An 18136-nucleotide genomic window follows, 5' to 3' on the forward strand; every position below is an offset into this window, starting at 1 on the left:
ATTTTTATTTAAACCGTGCAACTACATCAGGCGCGTTGCCCGGTAATTTCACCTTATAGCGAAAGCCGCCGTTAAAGGCATCTTCCTCTTTTAATAACTCATGGGTTTTTTTGGTGATCCAAAATGTTTGAGTGTATTTATTGCCGTTAAAGTCGCCCTCATTAACCAGTTTCCAGCAATCAACCTTTTCATTATTAAAAAGTGTAAGCATTTCGCTGCCGGTTACTTTGTATGCGGTGTATGCCGGCTTTCCTATACCTGCATCGTAAAAATTAATAGCGAAGGTTTTGCCGTAGGCCAATGGCAGCATCTCAAAAGTCTCGATATCCAGATTCCAGTTCAGATTAGGCTGATCGAAAGCTAACGAAAAATCTTTGGCTAAGTTATTTGTTACTGTATCGGCACCGCTTATCTTGCTTTCGCTCCAGTTGTAGGCTTTGGTTTTATTACCTATGGTTTCGCGGTGGTATAGCGGACTAAAATCAGCGGCCTTGTTAACCGATACTATATGGCGGTATTGGTTGGTATCATTACCATACCAATGTTGTGTAGTTATAAATACTTCTTTACCGTTTACGGTCTGTTTTTTTATGTCTCTTAACCAAAGTGAAATATTCAGGCTTTTTTTACGCGTGGGCATTTGAAAATAAACCATATACTGTTTTAACCCGGTTTTCAGCTGGCTAGTCAGCAGCTTATTGTCGCCCGCTTTAACAGAATCAATTTTTTGTGCCGAAGCCTGGTTAGTGATAATAATGCCTGCTGCAAGCATTAGTGAAAGGTAAAGATTGCGTTTCATGAACTTTTTCCTTTTGACCTGATTCGCAATGTTTTGTTACATATTGATTCAAAATCGCACTCCTATGGGGAATGTTAACGGGATTTTCCACACTTTTTGGGAATGAAACTCCCCGTTAAAAAGCTTTAATTTTCAGCTAAAACGATTTGCTTTAATAAATTGGCAGTTAAAAATAATGGAACTATCCTTGTAAATGTTCGTATAACGAATACTAATTAATCAATATGAAAAATTTATTTACAATCCTGTTAGTTTTAGGCGTGGCAGGTTTGTCTGCATGCAAAAAGGACAATTCAAATGAGCCCACCCCAGAGGTACCGGTTGAAAAAATCGCGCCCGAAGGATTTAATTTCAGAACAAGCAAAGATGTTAACATTGATGTAACGTTACGTACCAATAACAACCAGCCGTTACCGGGCGTAGTTGTCAGTATTTATGATCCATCAAATACTGACAGCAACGCGTCAATTTTCAAAGGTGTTACTGATGCTAACGGTAACCTAAAAGGTAAGGTCAATGTGCCGTCGTATTTAACTCAGTTAACTATCGATCCGGCTTATGTCGGTTTAATGCGTTATGCTTCAGCCTCAATTAAAGGCACATCAACCACCGTTGTTATAGGTGGCGACAAAGGTTTTTCGGGTGATATTGTGCCTGAAAGCGTGACTGCGGGCGTTAGAAGCAATGGCCTTGGTACAAATGGTTTGCTGAACACAGATTTTGTATATCCGGGATCATACACCTCGTCAAACGCATTTGTAAGTCCTGTTAACTTAGGAAAACCGGTGTACCTGGAAAGTACTTCGGACGTAATTGACCAAGGGCTGCTGTCATACGTAAACGCTTCGTTGCCTGAAGGTACCCCGTTAACCACATCGCACCCCGAATATTTAACCTCATCAGCGGTTCAAACCATCAATGTAACAGCAAAATCTGATGTATGGGTAACTTTCGTGTCAGAGGGTGCAGGTTATCGTAATACACTGGCTTACTACACTTATCAAACAAATAACCCGCCTACATCAGCCAGCGGCGGTACTTTGCTTGGCGGTATTGATAAGGTTACGTATATTTTCCCTAACGCATCGGCTTTAGGTTCAGGTGGTGGCTTGGTGAGCGGTAACAAAGTTAAACTGGGTACATTTGATGCAGGTACTTCTATCGGTTTCGTGTTGATCCAGGATGCCTGGACAGGAAGCGGCGTAAACGCGGGCAACACTAAATTTTACACAACCGACAGGTTCAATCCTGAAACTTCGACAGCTACCCGCAGGCACAGCGTGATGTTGTATGATGATGCTCACAAATTGTTTTTGTTGGGATTTGAAGATATAAACAGGCAAAATGGGTCAGATAATGACTTTAATGACCTTGTAATTTACGCTACGGCTAACCCGATAACCGCTATATCAAAAACAGGTGTTGCCGTTATTGATGATGGTGGCGATACCGATGGCGATGGCGTGATCGACGAACTTGACGCTTATCCTAACGATGCTACTAAAGCATTTAATAGCTACTACCCATCAGCAAGCACTTATGCACAGGTTGCTTTTGAGGATAATTGGCCAACCAAAGGCGACTATGATTTGAACGACCTTGTGGTTAACTACCGCTACTCATTTGTAAGCAATGCTAAAAACCAGGTGGTGAGCATGAAGGGCGAGTTTGTTCCGGTTGCTGCAGGCGCTTCATTTAAAAATGGTTTCGGTGTGCAATTACCGGTTAGCGCTTCGGCGGTATCATCAGTAACCGGCCACAAAATTACCGGCACATACCTGCAAATGTCGTCAAACGGTACAGAGGCAGGCCAAAGCAAAGCGGTAATTATTCCGTTTGATAACCAGGATGCGGTTATTAAAAATGCTGATAATTCTTTTTTCATCAATACTATAACAGCTAAGGATAAAGTAGCGGGTACACCGGTAACCGTAAATGTCAGCTTTGCTTCACCGGTTGATCAGGCAAATCTTGCGGTATCGGCATTCAACCCGTTCCTGATCAGTAACCAGCGCCGCGGTTACGAGATCCATTTACCGGGCTATGCTCCAACTGATAAGGTTGACGCTAAATTGTTCGGTACTAATGATGATGCTTCGGCTCCGGGTAGTGGTAAATATTATTTATCTAATGAGAACTGGCCATGGGCTATCAGCTATAACACAGCCATACTGTATCCCGTAGAAGAGGCTAATATTACCAAAGCATACCTGCATTTTGCCGAGTGGGCGGCATCAGGCGGTACAACCTTTGCCGACTGGTATAGCAATACTGCATCAGGCTACCGTAATACAAGCTTTATTTATACCAAGTAATTTTTCTATAACTGACCCATAAGTTTCACGAAAGTGATTCAAATCCCGGTCGCGTTAACACGCGCCGGGATTTTTTGTTTTACAGTTTCACAGAAATTCTACAATTTATATGCTAAAAATTCCCCACTGGGGAAATTTTTCCCGTTCTCTGAAACATAAAAAAGCTATAAATGCGAATATTTAGCTGTAAAAGCTGGTTTTTAAAAGTTGGAACTTTAATTGCCTAAGCACTTACATCAACACTAATTAATTTAAAATGAAAAAGATTTACACCTTTTTATTGTTCGGTGCTTTAGCAGGCATGGCTTCTTGTAAAAAAGATACCGCAACTCAACCAACCCCGGTTAAGCCTACAGGCGACAAAATAGCTCCGGAAGGCTTTAACTTCAACACTACTAAAGACGTAACAGTAAACATTAGTTTACGTACTAATAACAACGAGCCGCTATCAGGCGTAGTGGTTAGCGTTTTCAACCCGTCAAATACCGAGGCGGCTATATTTAAAGCCGTTACCGATCAAAATGGTAATATCAGTTCAAAAGTTACTGTTCCAACATCAGCTACGCAATTAGTTATTGATCCTGCTTACGTAGGTTTAATCCGTAATGCAACTGCAAACATCAATGGCAACACAACATCAGTTGTAATTGGTGGTAAAGAAGGCTTCGGCGGCGACGTGGTAGCCACCGGATTTGTAAAAAGCAAGGTGAACAATTCATTGTCAACATTTGCAACAAACACTATCGCTTTTGCTTATCCATCACCATATAACAGCTCTGCGGATGCCGTAGTTAATACGTCAAAATACCCTACGAGCCTTGGCCGCCCTAAATACCTGGAAGCTACAGGCGATGTAATTGATGCATCGTTATTAAAATTTGTTAACGCATCATTGCCTGAAAATGTTCCGCTGTCAAGTTCACACCCGGAGTATCTTTCAAGCAACGCCACAACCGTAATAAAGGTTACAGCAGAATCTGATGTTTGGATTACTTTTGTATCAGAAGGTGCCGGCTTTTTAAATACGCTGGCTTACTATACCTATAAAACAGGTACAACCCCTACATTAAGCAGTATTACCAACGCCACAATCGTATTCCCTAACTCATCGGCATACGGATCAGCAGGCGGCTTAAACGCGGGTGACAAAGTGAAGATCGGCCGTTTCCCTGCCGGTACCTCAATTGGTTTTGTGCTGCTGCAAAACGCATGGACAGGCTCAGGCGTGGCAACCACCACTACTAAATATTTCTCGAACGATGCCCTTAACCCGGAAAGCAGCGCAAGCTTGAAACGCCATTCAGTATTATTGTACGATGATGTGCACAAGTTATTCCTGATCGGTTTTGAGGATCTTCCGCGTGACCGCGATTCAGATAACGACTTTAACGACCTGGTTTTCTACGCAAGTTCTAACCCGGTAACTGCAATATCAAATGAAGGCGTGGCTCCGATTGATAACGGCGGCGACTCTGACGGCGACGGTGTGCTTGACGAACTTGACGCTTACCCTAAAGATGCGACCAAAGCATATAATAGCTACTACCCATCAGCTTCAACTTACTCACAAGTAGCTTTTGAAGATAACTGGCCGCAAAAAGGCGACTATGACATGAATGACCTGGTGGTTAATTACCGTTACAAATTTGTTTTGAATGCTAAAAACGAAGTTGTGAACATGGAAGGCACCTTTAACGCGATGGCTGCGGGCGCTTCTTTTAAAAACGGTTTTGGTGTACAATTACCGGTAGCTGCCTCAACGGTATCATCAGTAAGTGGCCAGCAGATAGTAAGCAATTACATCCAGTTCGCCTCAAACGGTGTTGAAGCCGGTCAGAACAAAGCGGTTATTATACCTTTTGATAACCACGACGCGGTTATAAAAAATGCCGATAACTCATTCTTTATTAATACGCTGAACTCAAAAAATAAAGTTACCGGTACCACCGTAACTGTAAACATCAACTTTGCTTCGCCGGTAGCTCAGGCTAATCTGTTACCTTCAGCGTTCAATCCGTTCCTGATCAGCAACCTGCGCCGCGGTTACGAAATTCACCTGCCGGGCTATGCGCCAACTGATAAGGCTGATGCTAAATTATTCGGCACCAGTGACGATGCTTCAAAAGCTTCAGCAGGCAAATACTACTTGTCAACTGAGAACTGGCCATGGGCTATCAGCTACAACACTGCTATAGCTTACCCAATTGAAGAAGCAAACATTACTAAAGCATACCTCCACTTTGCAGAGTGGGCTGCAAGCGGCGGCGCATCATTTACCGACTGGTATAGCAATGGTGCCACCGGTTATAAAAACACTGCTTTGATTTATATCAAGTAATATACAGCGATTAGTGATTTGTGAGAAATGCACTGCCTTCACCGGCGGTGCATTTTTCGTTTAACCCGTTATATTCAAAAAATCGTGCCCGATTTACTTTGTAGAAATAAATATCAATTTTGTAGAAAATATTACACGTTTTGAGTAAATAAAGTTTCGGCAATATGGCGTCCGTAAGTATAAAAGCCGTTTTGGTGAAGTGTTTGCCACTTTTCCCGTACAGACATCTATACTTATAACGACTATGAAAAAACTATTTACTCTGCTACTTGCAGGGGGTGTGGCAGGTATGGTATCCTGCAAAAAGGACTCATTTAAAGAGGGAGAAAATGCCTCAGCTACACCGGGCTCAAAAGCCGCTGCCGGTTTCAATTACCAAACATCAAAAAACGTTAATGTAAACATCAGCCTGCTTACAAATACCGACGAGGCAGTTGCTGGTGCCAAGGTAAAACTCTACGAAACCATAGGCGATTCAACCGTGGCAATTTACACGGGTATTACTGACAATGCTGGTAAATTACAAGCCAAGGTGAACGTAGCCTCGGCTACTACCCAACTTATTGTTGACCCGGAATATGTCGGTTTGCAGCATAACGTAGTGGCTAAGCTAAGCGGCACCAATGCCAATGTAATAATTGGCGGTAAAGCCGGTTTTGGCGGCGACGTGGTAGCCGAAAAAATTAACTACAGCAACCGTAAGGTTTTTGCTTTGGGCGCAAGAGCAACCAACACACAATTTGTTTATCCGGCTCCATACACGTCAGCAAACGATGGTATTTATAACGACAACAATTACCCGCTGTACTTGGGAGTACTTAAAAATCTTGATCCTGAGCGCGAAGTGGTAAGCGCTAAAATGCTTAAGTATGTAAACAACTCACTGCCCGAGTATCAAAACGTAGCTAAGCATCACCCGGAGTATTTGCAAAGCAGTGCCCCGTCAGTAATCAGGGTGATCAAAAAAACCGATGTTACCATAACCTTTGTGGCCGAGGGTGCATCGTATCAAAATACATTGGCGTATTACACTTACCCCACATCAAATCCGCCAAAAACGGCTAATGATCTGGCTAAAGCTACATTCATCTTCCCAAATGCATCAGCAGCGGGTACAGGCGGCGCTTTGATGCCTGGCCACAAAATAAAGCTGGGTACTTTTGAAGCCGGTACCTCAATTGGTTTTATTGTTCTGCGTAACTCATGGACAGGCAGCAACATCCAAACTGATGTGGAGAAATTTTACTCGCACGATGCCTTTAACAGCGAAAGCAATGCAAACTTAAAAAGGCACAACGTTGTACTGCGCGATGAAGAAAACGATAATTTCATCATTGGATTTGAAGATATTAACCGTACCGAAACGGATTGCGATAACGACTTTAACGATATTGTATTTTACGCCCGTTCAAGCGTAGCCGATGGTATTGACGATAGCAATGTGCCGCCGGTTGATCAGAATAACGACTCGGATGGCGACGGCGTGCCGGATGATAAAGATGAATATCCGAACGATCCGGACCGTGCGTATAACGATTATTATCCTACCGATACCAAATTCGCACAGTTCGGCTTTGAGGATAACTGGCCGGTAAAAGGTGATTATGATATGAATGACCTGGTGATTAACTACCGTTATAAATTTGTGCTGAACGCGCAAAATAAAGTGGTTGACCTGGTAACTACTTTCATCCCGCTTGCTGCAGGTTCATCATTTAAAAATGGTTTTGGTATGCAACTACCGGTTAGCGCATCAAAAGTAAAATCGGTATCAGGCCAAATTATCACCAGCAACTATGTAACCTTTGCAAGTAACGGGGTTGAGGCCGGTCAGGCTAACGCGGTAATTATTCCGTTTGACCATCAGGATGCGGTATTGAAATATCCGGATATGTCGTACTTTGTAAACACCGAGCCTGATAAAGCTAAGGTTAACGGCAAAAACATCAACGTAGCACTAAACTTTACCAGCCCGCTTGATCGCAGCGAGTTAAGTGTTAGCGAATTCAATCCGTTCCTGATCGCTAATTTAAAACGTGGCATTGAGGTGCACTTGCCGGGTTACAAACCAACTGATAAGGCTGATAAAACATTATTAGGTACAAATGACGATAATTCTAAACCGGGAGAGAACCGTTATTACTTGTCGGCTGATAATTTACCTTGGGCCATCAGCTACAAATATTCAACCCGTTACCCGATAGAGCGTACGGACATACGCGAGGCATATAACCACTTTGCCGAGTGGGCAGCATCAGGCGGTACCTTATACCCTGACTGGTATGCACACTGGAAACCGGGTTATGCCAACCGCTCATTACTGTATTTAAAATAGTCGATTAAACATTTCATATCCACCAGCGTTGCCACGTAAAAGAGGCAACGCTTTTTTTATGCCCTACAGAAGCGCTATATTTAAACCGAATCTGTCTAAAATCCGATATGTTTGCCGGCCTTTTAAAACACATCAGTAAATATGTAAGCCTTACTGCCGAGGAGGAGCTTATTGTTGCGGAGTATTTCAAGCCCGAAACCGTAAATAAAAAGCAATACCTGCTATCCGAAGGTGAAAACTGTTCAACGCAATATTTTGTAACCAAGGGTTGCCTGCGCATGTTTTTTATTAAGGAGAATGGCAGCGAGCACATTGTTCAGTTCGGTATAGACAACTGGTGGCTGGCCGACTATATGAGCATGGACACCCGGCAGCCATCCGGGTTTTATATACAGGCGGTTGAAAAATCAGAATTGCTGAGCTTAAGCGTAGCCAACCAGGAGAAGCTATTAGAACTCGTGCCCAAGCTGGAGCGCTATTTTATGCGTGTAATGCAAAAAGGATTCGGTGCTTTCCAGATGCGGATACGCTATTTGTTTGATATGACAAGCGAGGAGCAATACAACTTGTTTGTTGATCGGTTTCCGGGCTTTGTACAGCGCGTGCCGCAATACATGCTAGCATCGTACCTGGGTGTAACGCCTGAGTTTTTAAGTAAAGTACGCGGAAAGAGGCGTTAAAGGCCTGCTATTTTGCTTGTTGACTAAAATCATTATCTTTGCAGCATCATGAAAATTACTACCGTATTTGCTTAATGCTTTGGTTCCAAGGTAACGCTATTCCCAAATAGCCGGACCGGAGTATGTTAATTAATCTTTCTTTTTAATACTTGATCAATTTTGCCGGGTTCATCCGCAACAGGCATGTTATATGTTATTTTGGCATGTGCATGGGTTAAATAATGCCTTTTAGTAACTTGGCATTTTGATTGTAATCATTTTACTGAATGAAACAAAAATTTTATGATACTGCTGTGAAGCAGGAAAAAGCGGTTTTAGTGGGCGTAATTACTGCCGACGAAACCGAGGAAATGGAAAAGGAGTACCTGGAAGAGCTGGAATTTTTGGTAGAGACCGCCGGTGGAAAAACCGTTAAGCATTTTACCCAAAAGCTAAGCCGTCCGGAACGTGCTACCTATGTGGGTACCGGTAAGCTCGAAGAAATAAAGGAATATGTATTTGCCGAAGAAATTGATATCGTGGTGTTTGATGATGAGCTGTCGCCATCTCAGTTGCGTAATATTGAGAATGAACTCAAAGTAAAGATACTGGATCGTAATAACCTCATTCTGGATATTTTTGCCGGGCGGGCACAAACCGCGCAGGCCAAAACACAGGTTGAGCTGGCTCAACTACAATACCTTTTACCGCGCCTTACCCGTTTGTGGACCCACTTAGAGCGCCAGAAGGGTGGTATCGGTATGCGTGGGCCGGGTGAATCGCAGATTGAGACTGACCGCCGTTTGATCCTCAACAAAATATCTTTGTTAAAAGGCAAACTAAAAGATATTGATCGCCAGAATGAGACACAGCGTAAAAACCGGCATCAATTGGTGCGCGCGGCCTTGGTGGGGTATACCAACGTAGGTAAATCAACCATCATGAACATGCTTTCCAAGTCGGAAGTATTTGCTGAGAACAAACTGTTTGCTACGCTTGATACTACTGTACGTAAGGTGGTGATTGAGAATGCGCCGTTTTTACTGTCAGACACCGTCGGGTTTATCCGCAAATTGCCTCACCATTTGGTGGAATGCTTTAAATCGACACTGGATGAGGTGCGCGAGGCGGATATACTGGTACATGTGGTTGATATTTCGCATCCTAACTTTGAGGATCAGATACGTACGGTTAACGAAACGTTGAAGGAGTTAGGCGCGGTAGATAAGGAAAACATCACGGTGTTTAATAAAATTGATGCTTACCAGCCAACAGAGATATTTGAAGGCGAGGAGCTGAAGCCGCTAACGCTTGAAGATTTTAAGCACAGCTGGATGGCTCGCCACAACAGCCCGGCCATTTTTATATCAGCCGCTAAACGCGAAAATATAGACGAATTCAGGCAGTTATTGTATGATAAGGTAAAAGCCATACATACAGCCCGATATCCTTACGATCATTTGTTATATTAGTAAACATAAGCCCCTCAGCAGAGGGGCTTTTGCTTTAAATCTTATATTGAAAATATGAAACTTCTGCCTGAAGAAACATTAATTATCGGGGATTGGATATTTAGGGATCGGAAAATGATTGGGGATGACAATTGTGAAAGAATAGAGTGGTTAGCTAAAAATTATCTAAAAGCAGTTGGTGCTGAAGATGGAAATTGGACGACCATTTACCAAGATCCTAATGATAAGCGTTATTGGCGGCATACTTATCCAAAGTTTGAAATGCAAGGTGGAGGGCCACCTTTACTTGAAAATATTGGCAGTGTTTTTTTAACAGCCGAGCATAAAAGCGTTGAAATAAACATACAAAAGTATATCATTTTGGAAACGGGTAATGATGGCGGTCATCGCTATATTGAAGGCAAAGTGTTTTATAAGGGCAATACAAGGAGGATAACTGTGTTTTTTGAAAGTAAGCTTGATGAAGCAAAGCTCACTATTAATACTCCGATTAAGATACAGGGAGAATTTCAGGATGATGGTGAAGCATACGGGCTTATTTTAAGGCATGCCTTACTCATGTAATGCAACATTACATCGATGCTGTTAGCGGCGGTAAATTACTCACCTTCTTTTGCAGGTACCTGTTCCAAACCAGTTGTTGCTCCCTGTTTTGCATGTGGTTAGTTTCGCGTTCATAGTCGGCATTCATTTGCTGGTACTTGGCGTCTATCCGGTTAAAAATATCAGCAATTACCAAACTGTAATCGCGGCCAAATTGGGTGCGGTTAAAAGTTCTGAGCACTTCCTGCTGTTGCAGGTAAGCAATATCATAATGGCCTTGTTCGTGCCTTAATATTTCAGCCAGCATTTCGGGATTTTTAATGCGGCTGCGGTCAAGCCATGATTTATCCTTGTTCATCACCATGCTCACCTCAAAGTCAATTCTGAATACACCGCGTATGCGTTTTACGCTGTAATTATAGCTGATGCTACAATTGGTATAAGCAACAGCGGCAAAATTACTGCGCCGTGGCGACCCTTGAAAATCGGTTAGGGTAAGTGTTTTATAGCCCTGCTGTGCAAAGCTGCTGCCGGCCGTGCACAGCATAACCAACAGCAAAGTCTTCCAGAATTTTAATGCCATACAGCCAAAAAGTTTTACTTTTTGACCTTGTCATCCTTTAAAAGGTTTAAGCCCATCGTTTCTTTCATAGTGCGTTGCATACCATCTACCGAGCCATCAAGAAATATTACGTTACCGGATGAGTTCTCTGCAAAGTGTTTGATGGATTCAGTCCACATGGTAAATAATATCACCGATGTATCCATATCTGCTTCCTGCATTTCTTTTGCCGCAACGGTCATACCCTTGGCAACTTCTTCGCGGAACAAAGCTATACCCTGGCCGCGTAATTGAGCTGCCTGGCGTTCAGCCTCTGCAGATATCTTGATGGCATTACCTTCGGCCTCGGCAGCCTTTGTTTTAGTAATGAGCAGGGCCTGGCCTTCGTTTTCGGCAGCGGCCTTCAGGTTGTTTGATGCCACCACCTGGCTCATTGATTTCATGATGATATCATCGAATGTAATATCGTTCAACTGCAGATCCTGCAGATGATAGCCCCAGCTTTCGAGTATGTTGTCCAGTTGTTCTTTTACGTGCTCCACAATGTCGCGGCGCAAAATCAGCACATCGGCCTGGCGCTTGGTGGCCACAAACGCACGGATGGACCCCTCAACGGTGCGTACCAATGCCTGCATCAGGTTGCGCTCGTCAACAAATTTAAAAGCGACGTTCTTGATGGTTTCCTCCTGCTGATCGAGCACCGAGTATAAAAGCATCGCTTTGAAATAAACGTTAGCCTGATCGTAAGTTACGGCCTGGAACTCCAGCTCAACCGATCGGTTTTGAATGGAAATGCGAGAGTAGATCAGCTCGATAAGCGGTATCTTGAAATTAAGCCCCGGTGTAAGTATGCGGCGGTATTTGCCAAAAATGGTAACCACGGCTATAGTGCCCTGTTTTACGGTCACAAATGAACTGAACAGTATAATTAACAGTAATACGGTTACAATGGTAATAGGGATAGAAACGTCCATAATTGATGATTAAAGGTTTAATAAAGATAGAATTAATTATTGGTGTGCAATTTGTTTTGCAAAAGCAAAACACTAAATAACTATGAACTTAAAACGCACCTTCGGAACAATACTTACCATTTTAGGTATAGTTGGTTTAATTTATACAGGCGTTGGTATTATACAAAAGAGCGCCGAAATGACTACCTTGGTTGTAGTCGGCATTATCGCCATTATGTTCTTTTTTACAGGCATTGGTTTGGTACGCAACACGGCCGACAAAGCGGTTTAATAACTCGCGGACATTACACCATCATTGCTGATTGCGAGCGGTGATTCCGGGAAATCAGAGGCATTTAATATTTTGATCTTTTTGATCACGCGATTGCCGGTATCAATTTGAATGCCCGCCGGATAAGTTTGCCGGGTTGCTACAATGCGCCCGGCGGCGAATTCCCCGTTTTTTTTAATAGTGAGCTTTAATAGAGGTGCAAGGCCGCAAATGCCACTGGTGTTAACGCCCTTGTAAGTGCAAAAATTCCCTAAGCTATAAGCTATAAACCTCTTTTTATAAAGTTCCATGCCACGGGTAAGGTGCGGGCCATGGCCTAACACCACGTCTGCCCCGGCATCAATAGCGTTGTGCGCAAAGGCGTAAACGTTGCCACGGTTTTCGCCTTTATAGCTTTCATCCGCGCGCGTTACATGCTCAAATCCGGTGCCCTCGCCTCCGCCATGAAACGATACGATAACAATATCAGTTTGCTGCTTTAATTTGCGGATGATGGTGGCAGCATTTTGCAGGTCAAGCAACGATACGGTTTGGCTGTTAGGCGAAAATGCGCAGAAGCCTACGGTAAAACCTTTCACTTTTATGATTGCGGTTGGTTTGCTGCGTAGACCTGCGTAAGCAATTTGTAATGAGTCGAGGATGCGCATGGTAGCTTTACGCCCGGCCAAACCAAAGTCGTTGGAATGGTTATTCCCCAAGCTGATCAGGTCAAATCCGGCATCCTTTATAATACCACCATACCACTCAGGCATTCTGAAGAGATAGGCTTTGCTGCGCTGGCGTAATTTAAATTCGGCCGCAGCGCCGGTATCCAATAAAACGCCTTCCAGGTTGCCGAAAGTAACATCGGCATTGCGCAAGTGGCTAAGCACCGGTTTAAAGCTCCGCTTTCCGCTGTCGGGCGGCAGGGTTGAACGGCTGGGATAGGATGTACCCAGCATCATATCGCCAACAGCAACAATACTTAGGGTATCATCCGTTGGGGTGGACTTTTTTGTAGTATTAACGGCAGTTGCATTGTTTTGCTTTACGGCTGGTTGTTTGTTCCCTTGCTTGCAAGCATAGGTTAGCAGGATGATAAAAAATAAAAGATAAAGGTTGAGGCGGCGCATAGTCAAAAAAAAATCCTTCCGTAATTACGAAAGGATTTGGCATTTAGTATAAATAAGTTTTTAATTAGTTTCTTCTTCTAACGGAATTTCCAATTCGTCCTGGTATTGAGCCGTTAAACGACCGCCTTTGTAAAAGTAACGGCTGTAGTAACGGTCTTCAAGGTTCGAGATAGCCACACCTCTTGAGGACGCATGTGCAAAACGGCCACCACCCAAATAAACACCTACGTGTGAAATACGGCGGCTGCGTATTTTAAAGAAAACCAGATCGCCTTCCTTTAACTCGTTACGACGAACAGGGCTAACCATGCTGAAAATATCGCGTGAGTTACGTTTGATGGTCAGGTTAAATACCTTGCTGTATATTTCTTTAGTAAAGCCTGAACAATCAATTCCTTTGCGGCTGCTACCACCAAAACGGTAAGGAGTGCCTATCCAATCGTGTACTGCTTCAAAAAGTTTAAGATTTGAGGTTGCATTAAGCGCAACACCCATAATTTGCGAAAGATATGTTTTGGCTAAGCTTTCCTGGTCGTCACCGGTGTTTTCTGTGTTGTCAGCTGCGTTGGTTTTTGTTTGGGCCTGAACGCTAACTGCACTGATGAACAAAGCGATAGCAATAGTAATTTTCTTCATTTAATCTCTTTAGTTTGTTGATAGGGGTACAACAAAATGTTTATTAAATTATACAACAATGTCTATTGTTAACTACAAATCTATCTATTCAGTTTATATTTACAAATAAATGATACATTTTTTTGTAAAAAAACAATAGCCCGGATTGTTTGAATTATAAAATGAGGTGTAGAAACAGAGGTTTTTACAAGACGTATAAAGCTAATAAACAAATATTTACGCGTTATACGCATATTTGTAAACAAAGTTTCAGTCAACGAAAAAAAATTTCAAATAGATTAAGGTGTTTAAACCTCGTTAATCTCGCGGGATAACTTTTCTTCGTTAAGATTTCGCATGATCTTTGTAAAGCCGCGATGCTGTGCCTCTTCATCATACAGCGGGAACACCAAACCGGTACCCCAGAATTTTGATCCGTCCTTACGTATATGATAACGCTCGTCTATAGCACGGCCATTTTCAACCGCTGTGTTTAATTCCCGGGCCGGCACGCCTCGAGCCACATCTTCGGTAGTAAAAAATATGCTGGCGCTTAAGCCCAGCACTTCGTTCTCCGCATGACCTAATAATTTTTGCGCTCCGCTATTCCAACTGTTCACATTGCCACGGGTATCGGTTGTAAATACAGCGTAATCTTCCAGGCTATCAAGCACCTGCCTGAAAAAGCTTTCACTCATCCTGAAGTAACTATCGTTATAAGGTGCTTCGGGAGCGATTCTGGTATCCATCAGGCTTTCTTCGTATTCCACCCATACCGTTGCGCCGGTATTACCGCAGCACATTTGCACCGGTTCCTGTGTAATTCGGTAGTAGGTTTGATACCCATAAGGCAGTTGTTGTATAACCGGCTGTATTTTTACCGGCTTTAAAACAATCTGTTCATTTTTATCATCTTCAACAACTTCACCGGCCAGCATATAACTAAATCCTTTTTCTATCAAATCGCCAAGCAGTTGTGGTGTGAGGGCTATCTTCATGGTGGTGTGTGTTGCAATTCTGGTAACTGTAACACGTATAACCAATCAAAGTAAATAATGTTTAGAGAAGTGTAATTTAGTTAACTAAAAATTAATGCCTAATAATTTTAAAACCTCCTCAAATTCAGCTCTCACAGCCGCGGTTATTTGTACCGGTTGTCCGGTTACCGGATGGCTGAATGCCAGGCTCGAAGCATGCAGAAACATCGTTTCAATACCCCAACGTTCTTTAAACAGTTTGTTCTGCTTATTACAACCGTGCGTACGATCGCCGATGATCGGGTAAAAAATATGTGCCATGTGCTTGCGTATCTGGTGCATGCGCCCAGTACGTGGTTTAACCTCAATCAGCGTGTAACGGGATGTAGGGTGCTTGCCCAGTGGTACCTCAACCTCGGTGCGTTGCAGGGCTTTATACGCGGTAAACGCATCCTGCAGGGTGCCGTTTTCTTTTCGCAGCGGGTAATCAATCTCCCCTTCGTCGGGCGCGTATCCGCGCACCAGTGCAAGGTAAGTTTTACTGATCTGGTTCTGGGCAAATAGTTTTTGCATGGCTATTTCTGTGTCCTTATCAAAAGCGAATAGCAGCAGGCCGCCGGTTTTACGGTCGATACGATGCACGGGATAAACTTTTTTGCCGAGCTGATCGCGGAGCAGTTGCAACGCGAATTCGCTGGTATCATTGGCTATTGATGAGCGATGTACCAGCAAACCATGCGGCTTGTTAATCGCTACGAGGTAATCATCCTGATAAACTATTTCGAGCATTACCTGCAAAGGTATAACATCTGCGCTAAACCTTAATTAGCATCATGGCCGGGCACGTAGCTATACACTACCTGGTAAGCTTGGTTTTTTAATTTGGATGATAACTGGCCTATCTTCAGGTCTTCGGGCTGCAACGTAGGTTCGCATACTGAATATGCGCGGCCTTCATAAATTACAGGCTTGCCTACCGGCTTATCAAACTGTACGGCTATGGTAATATGCGTAGGGTACAACATGGCGATCATCGGCAGATCATATATTTCCTTAACCAGGTAAAAGAACAGCGCGGCGCGGTCGTCGCAATCGCTGTACTCAGAGAACAGGGTTTCTTCCGGAGCCATGCGCTTTTCCTTGCCAAAATTCTGCTCATCATCTTCATACAAAAACGCGTAGCGGGTAAAACGCATCAGGTAGTCAATACCTTTTTTTTGCGACATGCCATTTACATTTTTGCGCAAGGCCGGTATCAGCGAGCCATAAGTTTCGTTACTAAGCGGAATATTAAAATAATAGCTAAAATCAACACCCGGGTAATTGGCAAATATGCCTTTCACCTCATTGTTAAGCTTGACATTAAAGTGGTACATTGTATTGCCATACTTAAACTGAAGCTGTTTTTGAACATAGCTTTCGGGCTTAAAATCGGGCAGACGGGTTATCAGGTAGGAAAAAGCATGCGTAGCGCCCGGAACATTTACCGGAACAGGCATCGGCGGATCCCGGTGCAGGTCGGCATGTGCATAATCATGGTAATTGAGGCACATATATTTTTTTCCATCCACCATAAAAAATGGAATGTCGGCTATGTCCTCGTTGTTGTAAACATAAAAGATAACCCGGTTTTCGGGCGTAATGGCCAACCGTGCGTCAAAACCGGAGTTGCTGAGCAAGTACCATTTATAAAGGGTGTAACGGCTATAGTTAGCGTTTTTAGGACTTAGCTGCTGAGCGGTTTTACGCACCAGTTGATAATATAACCAATCATTAAGTTTATACTTATTGCGATATGCCTGCATTGCGGCAAGCAAGGGCTTATAATTAAGGGTGTTGATGCCGTTGTAAAAAGTCCGGATGTTTTGCGGGGTGATGTACTGCGGTATGGTAGCGTTAAGGGATGTGTCGGCCTCGGCACAAAAGGTATTACCATAAAAGTCAAAGCAAAAGGATGCCTGTTTGCCCTGCCCGTAAGCAGCAACTGAAAAAAATAAAGCCGACAATAAAACAAGCAATCTCATCGCAACACCTCCTTTCGCCTGATTTGAGATTTATAACTGGTAGATTAAATGTATAAATTTCTAATCGGAAAATCAATAGCTATTTATCAGTACAATTAACAGGGGTTTTTGATTTTTGTATCTTTAGCCCCGTTATGAAACCCCTATTACTTAAACTATCACATACTGTGGTGGCATTACTTATTATTGCCGCTGTTACCCAAAGCTGTAAACACCAGGCGCCGGGCTTTTTTAAGAATGAAAAAATTACCGCCGATGACCGCCAGCACTTTCACGAACTGAATGCCGATTTGATAAAGGCCATGCGGGTCGATGACAAACAAACACTGGAAAATATGCTCTCTAAAGAGCTGCTCGATGATCCGGCTACTAAACGGGATATTGAACTGGTGGCTAATCGGTTAAAGGTTGATACAAGCTACTCGGTATTGAACGAATATTATGTGGTGAATAAGTATAACGACCGCGATACTATCCTTGCCGATAATAATGGAATAAATGCATATGATTTGATCTATCCGGCTTTTGCCGAAGAAATGTACATGGCTTTTTTAATACCGGCCAAGGGTGCGAACAAGGAGATGATCACCATTATGTATGCTAATTACGATTATGGCTGGCGATTGTGCAAAATAGACGTAGGGCCTTATACCATCAACAATAAAACCGCACCCCAGCTTTATAGCTACGCTAAAAACAGTTATGCTAAAGGACAGGTGGTTGAGGCGCTTAACACGCTGGCGCTCACCATGATTTGCCTGCACCCCAGCCAGGTGTGGCAATATACTTTTGAGCAGCCTATGGCGGAAATATATGCTACCGTGGGCGCTGATGCCAACAAGCAATATCCTTTCCCTTATACTATTAAAGGGGTTGCTACCAAGCCGCAAATTTTTGGCGTGTTCAACAAAACAACGCCCGAGGGCAGCTTTCCGCAAATTTGCTATCAATCAAAAATCGACTTAAAAGATACAACAGCTTTAAAGGCCGAAAACCTGGCGATCCGTAAGGCACTGCCATCAATTATGCCGGGTGTGGATCAAAACAAGGCTTACGTTTACTACTCGGCCTACAACGAGCGGCCAAGTGTAAAAAAACAGGTGAAGTTTTTTGAGATGGCGCACAAGCTTAAATAATTAC

Annotated in this window: 16 protein-coding genes; 8 read left to right on the forward strand and 8 right to left on the reverse strand. The window is 43.2% G+C overall.

Annotated features, from left to right (window positions below):
• Positions 1-4: 4 nt before the first annotated feature.
• Entirely contained in the window at positions 5-799 is a 795-nt protein-coding gene (locus tag ABD960_RS20495) for a DUF3108 domain-containing protein (protein WP_345334296.1), read from the reverse strand.
• 224 nt (positions 800-1023) lie between these two features.
• On the opposite strand from ABD960_RS20495, the gene ABD960_RS20500 reads away from it, so the two are divergent.
• The 6 genes from ABD960_RS20500 (at position 1024) to ABD960_RS20525 (ending at position 10482) form a co-directional block, all read left to right on the forward strand.
• A complete protein-coding gene (locus ABD960_RS20500) occupies positions 1024-3114 on the forward strand; it encodes an LruC domain-containing protein (RefSeq protein ID WP_345334298.1) in 2091 nt (696 codons plus the stop codon).
• 256 nt (positions 3115-3370) lie between these two features.
• Positions 3371-5452 carry an LruC domain-containing protein gene (locus tag ABD960_RS20505; RefSeq protein ID WP_345334300.1) on the forward strand — a complete coding sequence of 694 codons (2082 nt, stop codon included), beginning with the start codon at positions 3371-3373 and terminating at the stop codon, positions 5450-5452.
• Positions 5453-5696: 244 nt separating this feature from the next.
• A complete protein-coding gene (locus ABD960_RS20510) occupies positions 5697-7787 on the forward strand; it encodes an LruC domain-containing protein (RefSeq protein ID WP_345334302.1) in 2091 nt (696 codons plus the stop codon).
• Positions 7788-7894: 107 nt separating this feature from the next.
• Positions 7895-8467, forward strand: coding sequence for a Crp/Fnr family transcriptional regulator (locus ABD960_RS20515; protein ID WP_345334304.1), 573 nt, complete (start codon positions 7895-7897; stop codon positions 8465-8467).
• 266 nt (positions 8468-8733) lie between these two features.
• The gene (hflX, locus tag ABD960_RS20520) at positions 8734-9918 is read left to right on the forward strand and encodes a GTPase HflX (RefSeq protein WP_345334306.1); all 1185 of its coding nucleotides are present in this window, start codon (positions 8734-8736) and stop codon (positions 9916-9918) included.
• Between the two features lie 54 nt (positions 9919-9972).
• Positions 9973-10482, forward strand: a complete 510-nt coding sequence (locus ABD960_RS20525; protein ID WP_345334308.1) for an Imm27 family immunity protein — start codon at positions 9973-9975, stop codon at positions 10480-10482.
• A 7-nt stretch (positions 10483-10489) separates the two neighbouring features.
• Here the strand turns inward: ABD960_RS20525 and ABD960_RS20530 are convergent, their stop codons facing one another.
• Both ABD960_RS20530 and ABD960_RS20535 read right to left on the reverse strand, forming a co-directional pair.
• Positions 10490-11044 (reverse strand): DUF922 domain-containing protein, encoded by a 555-nt coding sequence (locus ABD960_RS20530; protein ID WP_345334310.1) that lies wholly within the window; start codon positions 11042-11044, stop codon positions 10490-10492.
• 14 nt (positions 11045-11058) lie between these two features.
• Entirely contained in the window at positions 11059-11997 is a 939-nt protein-coding gene (locus ABD960_RS20535) for an SPFH domain-containing protein (protein ID WP_345334312.1), read from the reverse strand.
• 82 nt (positions 11998-12079) lie between these two features.
• Between ABD960_RS20535 and ABD960_RS20540 the strand changes: the two genes are divergently transcribed.
• Positions 12080-12268, forward strand: a complete 189-nt coding sequence (locus ABD960_RS20540; RefSeq protein ID WP_345334314.1) for a hypothetical protein — start codon at positions 12080-12082, stop codon at positions 12266-12268.
• On the opposite strand, the gene ABD960_RS20545 is transcribed toward ABD960_RS20540, so the two are convergent.
• The 5 genes from ABD960_RS20545 to ABD960_RS20565 all read right to left on the reverse strand — a co-directional run bounded on the left by ABD960_RS20545 (position 12265) and on the right by ABD960_RS20565 (position 16996).
• Positions 12265-13380, reverse strand: a complete 1116-nt coding sequence (locus tag ABD960_RS20545) for a CapA family protein (protein ID WP_345334316.1) — start codon at positions 13378-13380, stop codon at positions 12265-12267. The genes ABD960_RS20540 and ABD960_RS20545 overlap by 4 nt on opposite strands.
• A 60-nt stretch (positions 13381-13440) precedes the next feature.
• Positions 13441-14016: a C40 family peptidase gene (locus ABD960_RS20550; protein WP_345334318.1), complete on the reverse strand. Its 576-nt coding sequence runs from the start codon at positions 14014-14016 to the stop codon at positions 13441-13443.
• Between the two features lie 287 nt (positions 14017-14303).
• On the reverse strand, positions 14304-14993 hold the full coding sequence (locus ABD960_RS20555; RefSeq protein WP_345334320.1) for a PAS domain-containing protein: 690 nt from the start codon (positions 14991-14993) through the stop codon (positions 14304-14306).
• 84 nt (positions 14994-15077) lie between these two features.
• On the reverse strand, positions 15078-15761 hold the full coding sequence (locus ABD960_RS20560) for a pseudouridine synthase (protein ID WP_345334322.1): 684 nt from the start codon (positions 15759-15761) through the stop codon (positions 15078-15080).
• 32 nt (positions 15762-15793) lie between these two features.
• Positions 15794-16996, reverse strand: a complete 1203-nt coding sequence (locus ABD960_RS20565) for a hypothetical protein (protein WP_345334324.1) — start codon at positions 16994-16996, stop codon at positions 15794-15796.
• Between the two features lie 134 nt (positions 16997-17130).
• Here ABD960_RS20565 and ABD960_RS20570 point away from each other — a divergent pair, with 134 nt between their 5' ends.
• The gene (locus ABD960_RS20570; protein ID WP_345334326.1) at positions 17131-18132 is read left to right on the forward strand and encodes a hypothetical protein; all 1002 of its coding nucleotides are present in this window, start codon (positions 17131-17133) and stop codon (positions 18130-18132) included.
• The last annotated feature ends 4 nt before the right edge of the window (positions 18133-18136 follow it).

It is taken from the genome of Mucilaginibacter defluvii (assembly GCF_039543225.1).
Taxonomy (GTDB): Bacteria; Bacteroidota; Bacteroidia; order Sphingobacteriales; family Sphingobacteriaceae; genus Mucilaginibacter; species Mucilaginibacter defluvii.

What these genes read in the sequence shown, in the direction of transcription:
- ABD960_RS20555 (WP_345334320.1), bottom strand. Translation starts at nt 14,993, where the DNA reads ATGAAGATAGCCCTCACACCACAACTGCTTGGCGATTTGATAGAAAAA.
- ABD960_RS20570 (WP_345334326.1), top strand. Translation starts at nt 17,131, where the DNA reads ATGAAACCCCTATTACTTAAACTATCACATACTGTGGTGGCATTACTT.
- ABD960_RS20565 (WP_345334324.1), bottom strand. Translation starts at nt 16,996, where the DNA reads ATGAGATTGCTTGTTTTATTGTCGGCTTTATTTTTTTCAGTTGCTGCT.
- ABD960_RS20505 (WP_345334300.1), top strand. Translation starts at nt 3,371, where the DNA reads ATGAAAAAGATTTACACCTTTTTATTGTTCGGTGCTTTAGCAGGCATG.
- ABD960_RS20510 (WP_345334302.1), top strand. Translation starts at nt 5,697, where the DNA reads ATGAAAAAACTATTTACTCTGCTACTTGCAGGGGGTGTGGCAGGTATG.
- ABD960_RS20550 (WP_345334318.1), bottom strand. Translation starts at nt 14,016, where the DNA reads ATGAAGAAAATTACTATTGCTATCGCTTTGTTCATCAGTGCAGTTAGC.
- ABD960_RS20535 (WP_345334312.1), bottom strand. Translation starts at nt 11,997, where the DNA reads ATGGACGTTTCTATCCCTATTACCATTGTAACCGTATTACTGTTAATT.
- ABD960_RS20525 (WP_345334308.1), top strand. Translation starts at nt 9,973, where the DNA reads ATGAAACTTCTGCCTGAAGAAACATTAATTATCGGGGATTGGATATTT.
- ABD960_RS20540 (WP_345334314.1), top strand. Translation starts at nt 12,080, where the DNA reads ATGAACTTAAAACGCACCTTCGGAACAATACTTACCATTTTAGGTATA.
- ABD960_RS20560 (WP_345334322.1), bottom strand. Translation starts at nt 15,761, where the DNA reads ATGCTCGAAATAGTTTATCAGGATGATTACCTCGTAGCGATTAACAAG.
- ABD960_RS20495 (WP_345334296.1), bottom strand. Translation starts at nt 799, where the DNA reads ATGAAACGCAATCTTTACCTTTCACTAATGCTTGCAGCAGGCATTATT.
- hflX (WP_345334306.1), top strand. Translation starts at nt 8,734, where the DNA reads ATGAAACAAAAATTTTATGATACTGCTGTGAAGCAGGAAAAAGCGGTT.
- ABD960_RS20530 (WP_345334310.1), bottom strand. Translation starts at nt 11,044, where the DNA reads ATGGCATTAAAATTCTGGAAGACTTTGCTGTTGGTTATGCTGTGCACG.
- ABD960_RS20515 (WP_345334304.1), top strand. Translation starts at nt 7,895, where the DNA reads ATGTTTGCCGGCCTTTTAAAACACATCAGTAAATATGTAAGCCTTACT.
- ABD960_RS20500 (WP_345334298.1), top strand. Translation starts at nt 1,024, where the DNA reads ATGAAAAATTTATTTACAATCCTGTTAGTTTTAGGCGTGGCAGGTTTG.
- ABD960_RS20545 (WP_345334316.1), bottom strand. Translation starts at nt 13,380, where the DNA reads ATGCGCCGCCTCAACCTTTATCTTTTATTTTTTATCATCCTGCTAACC.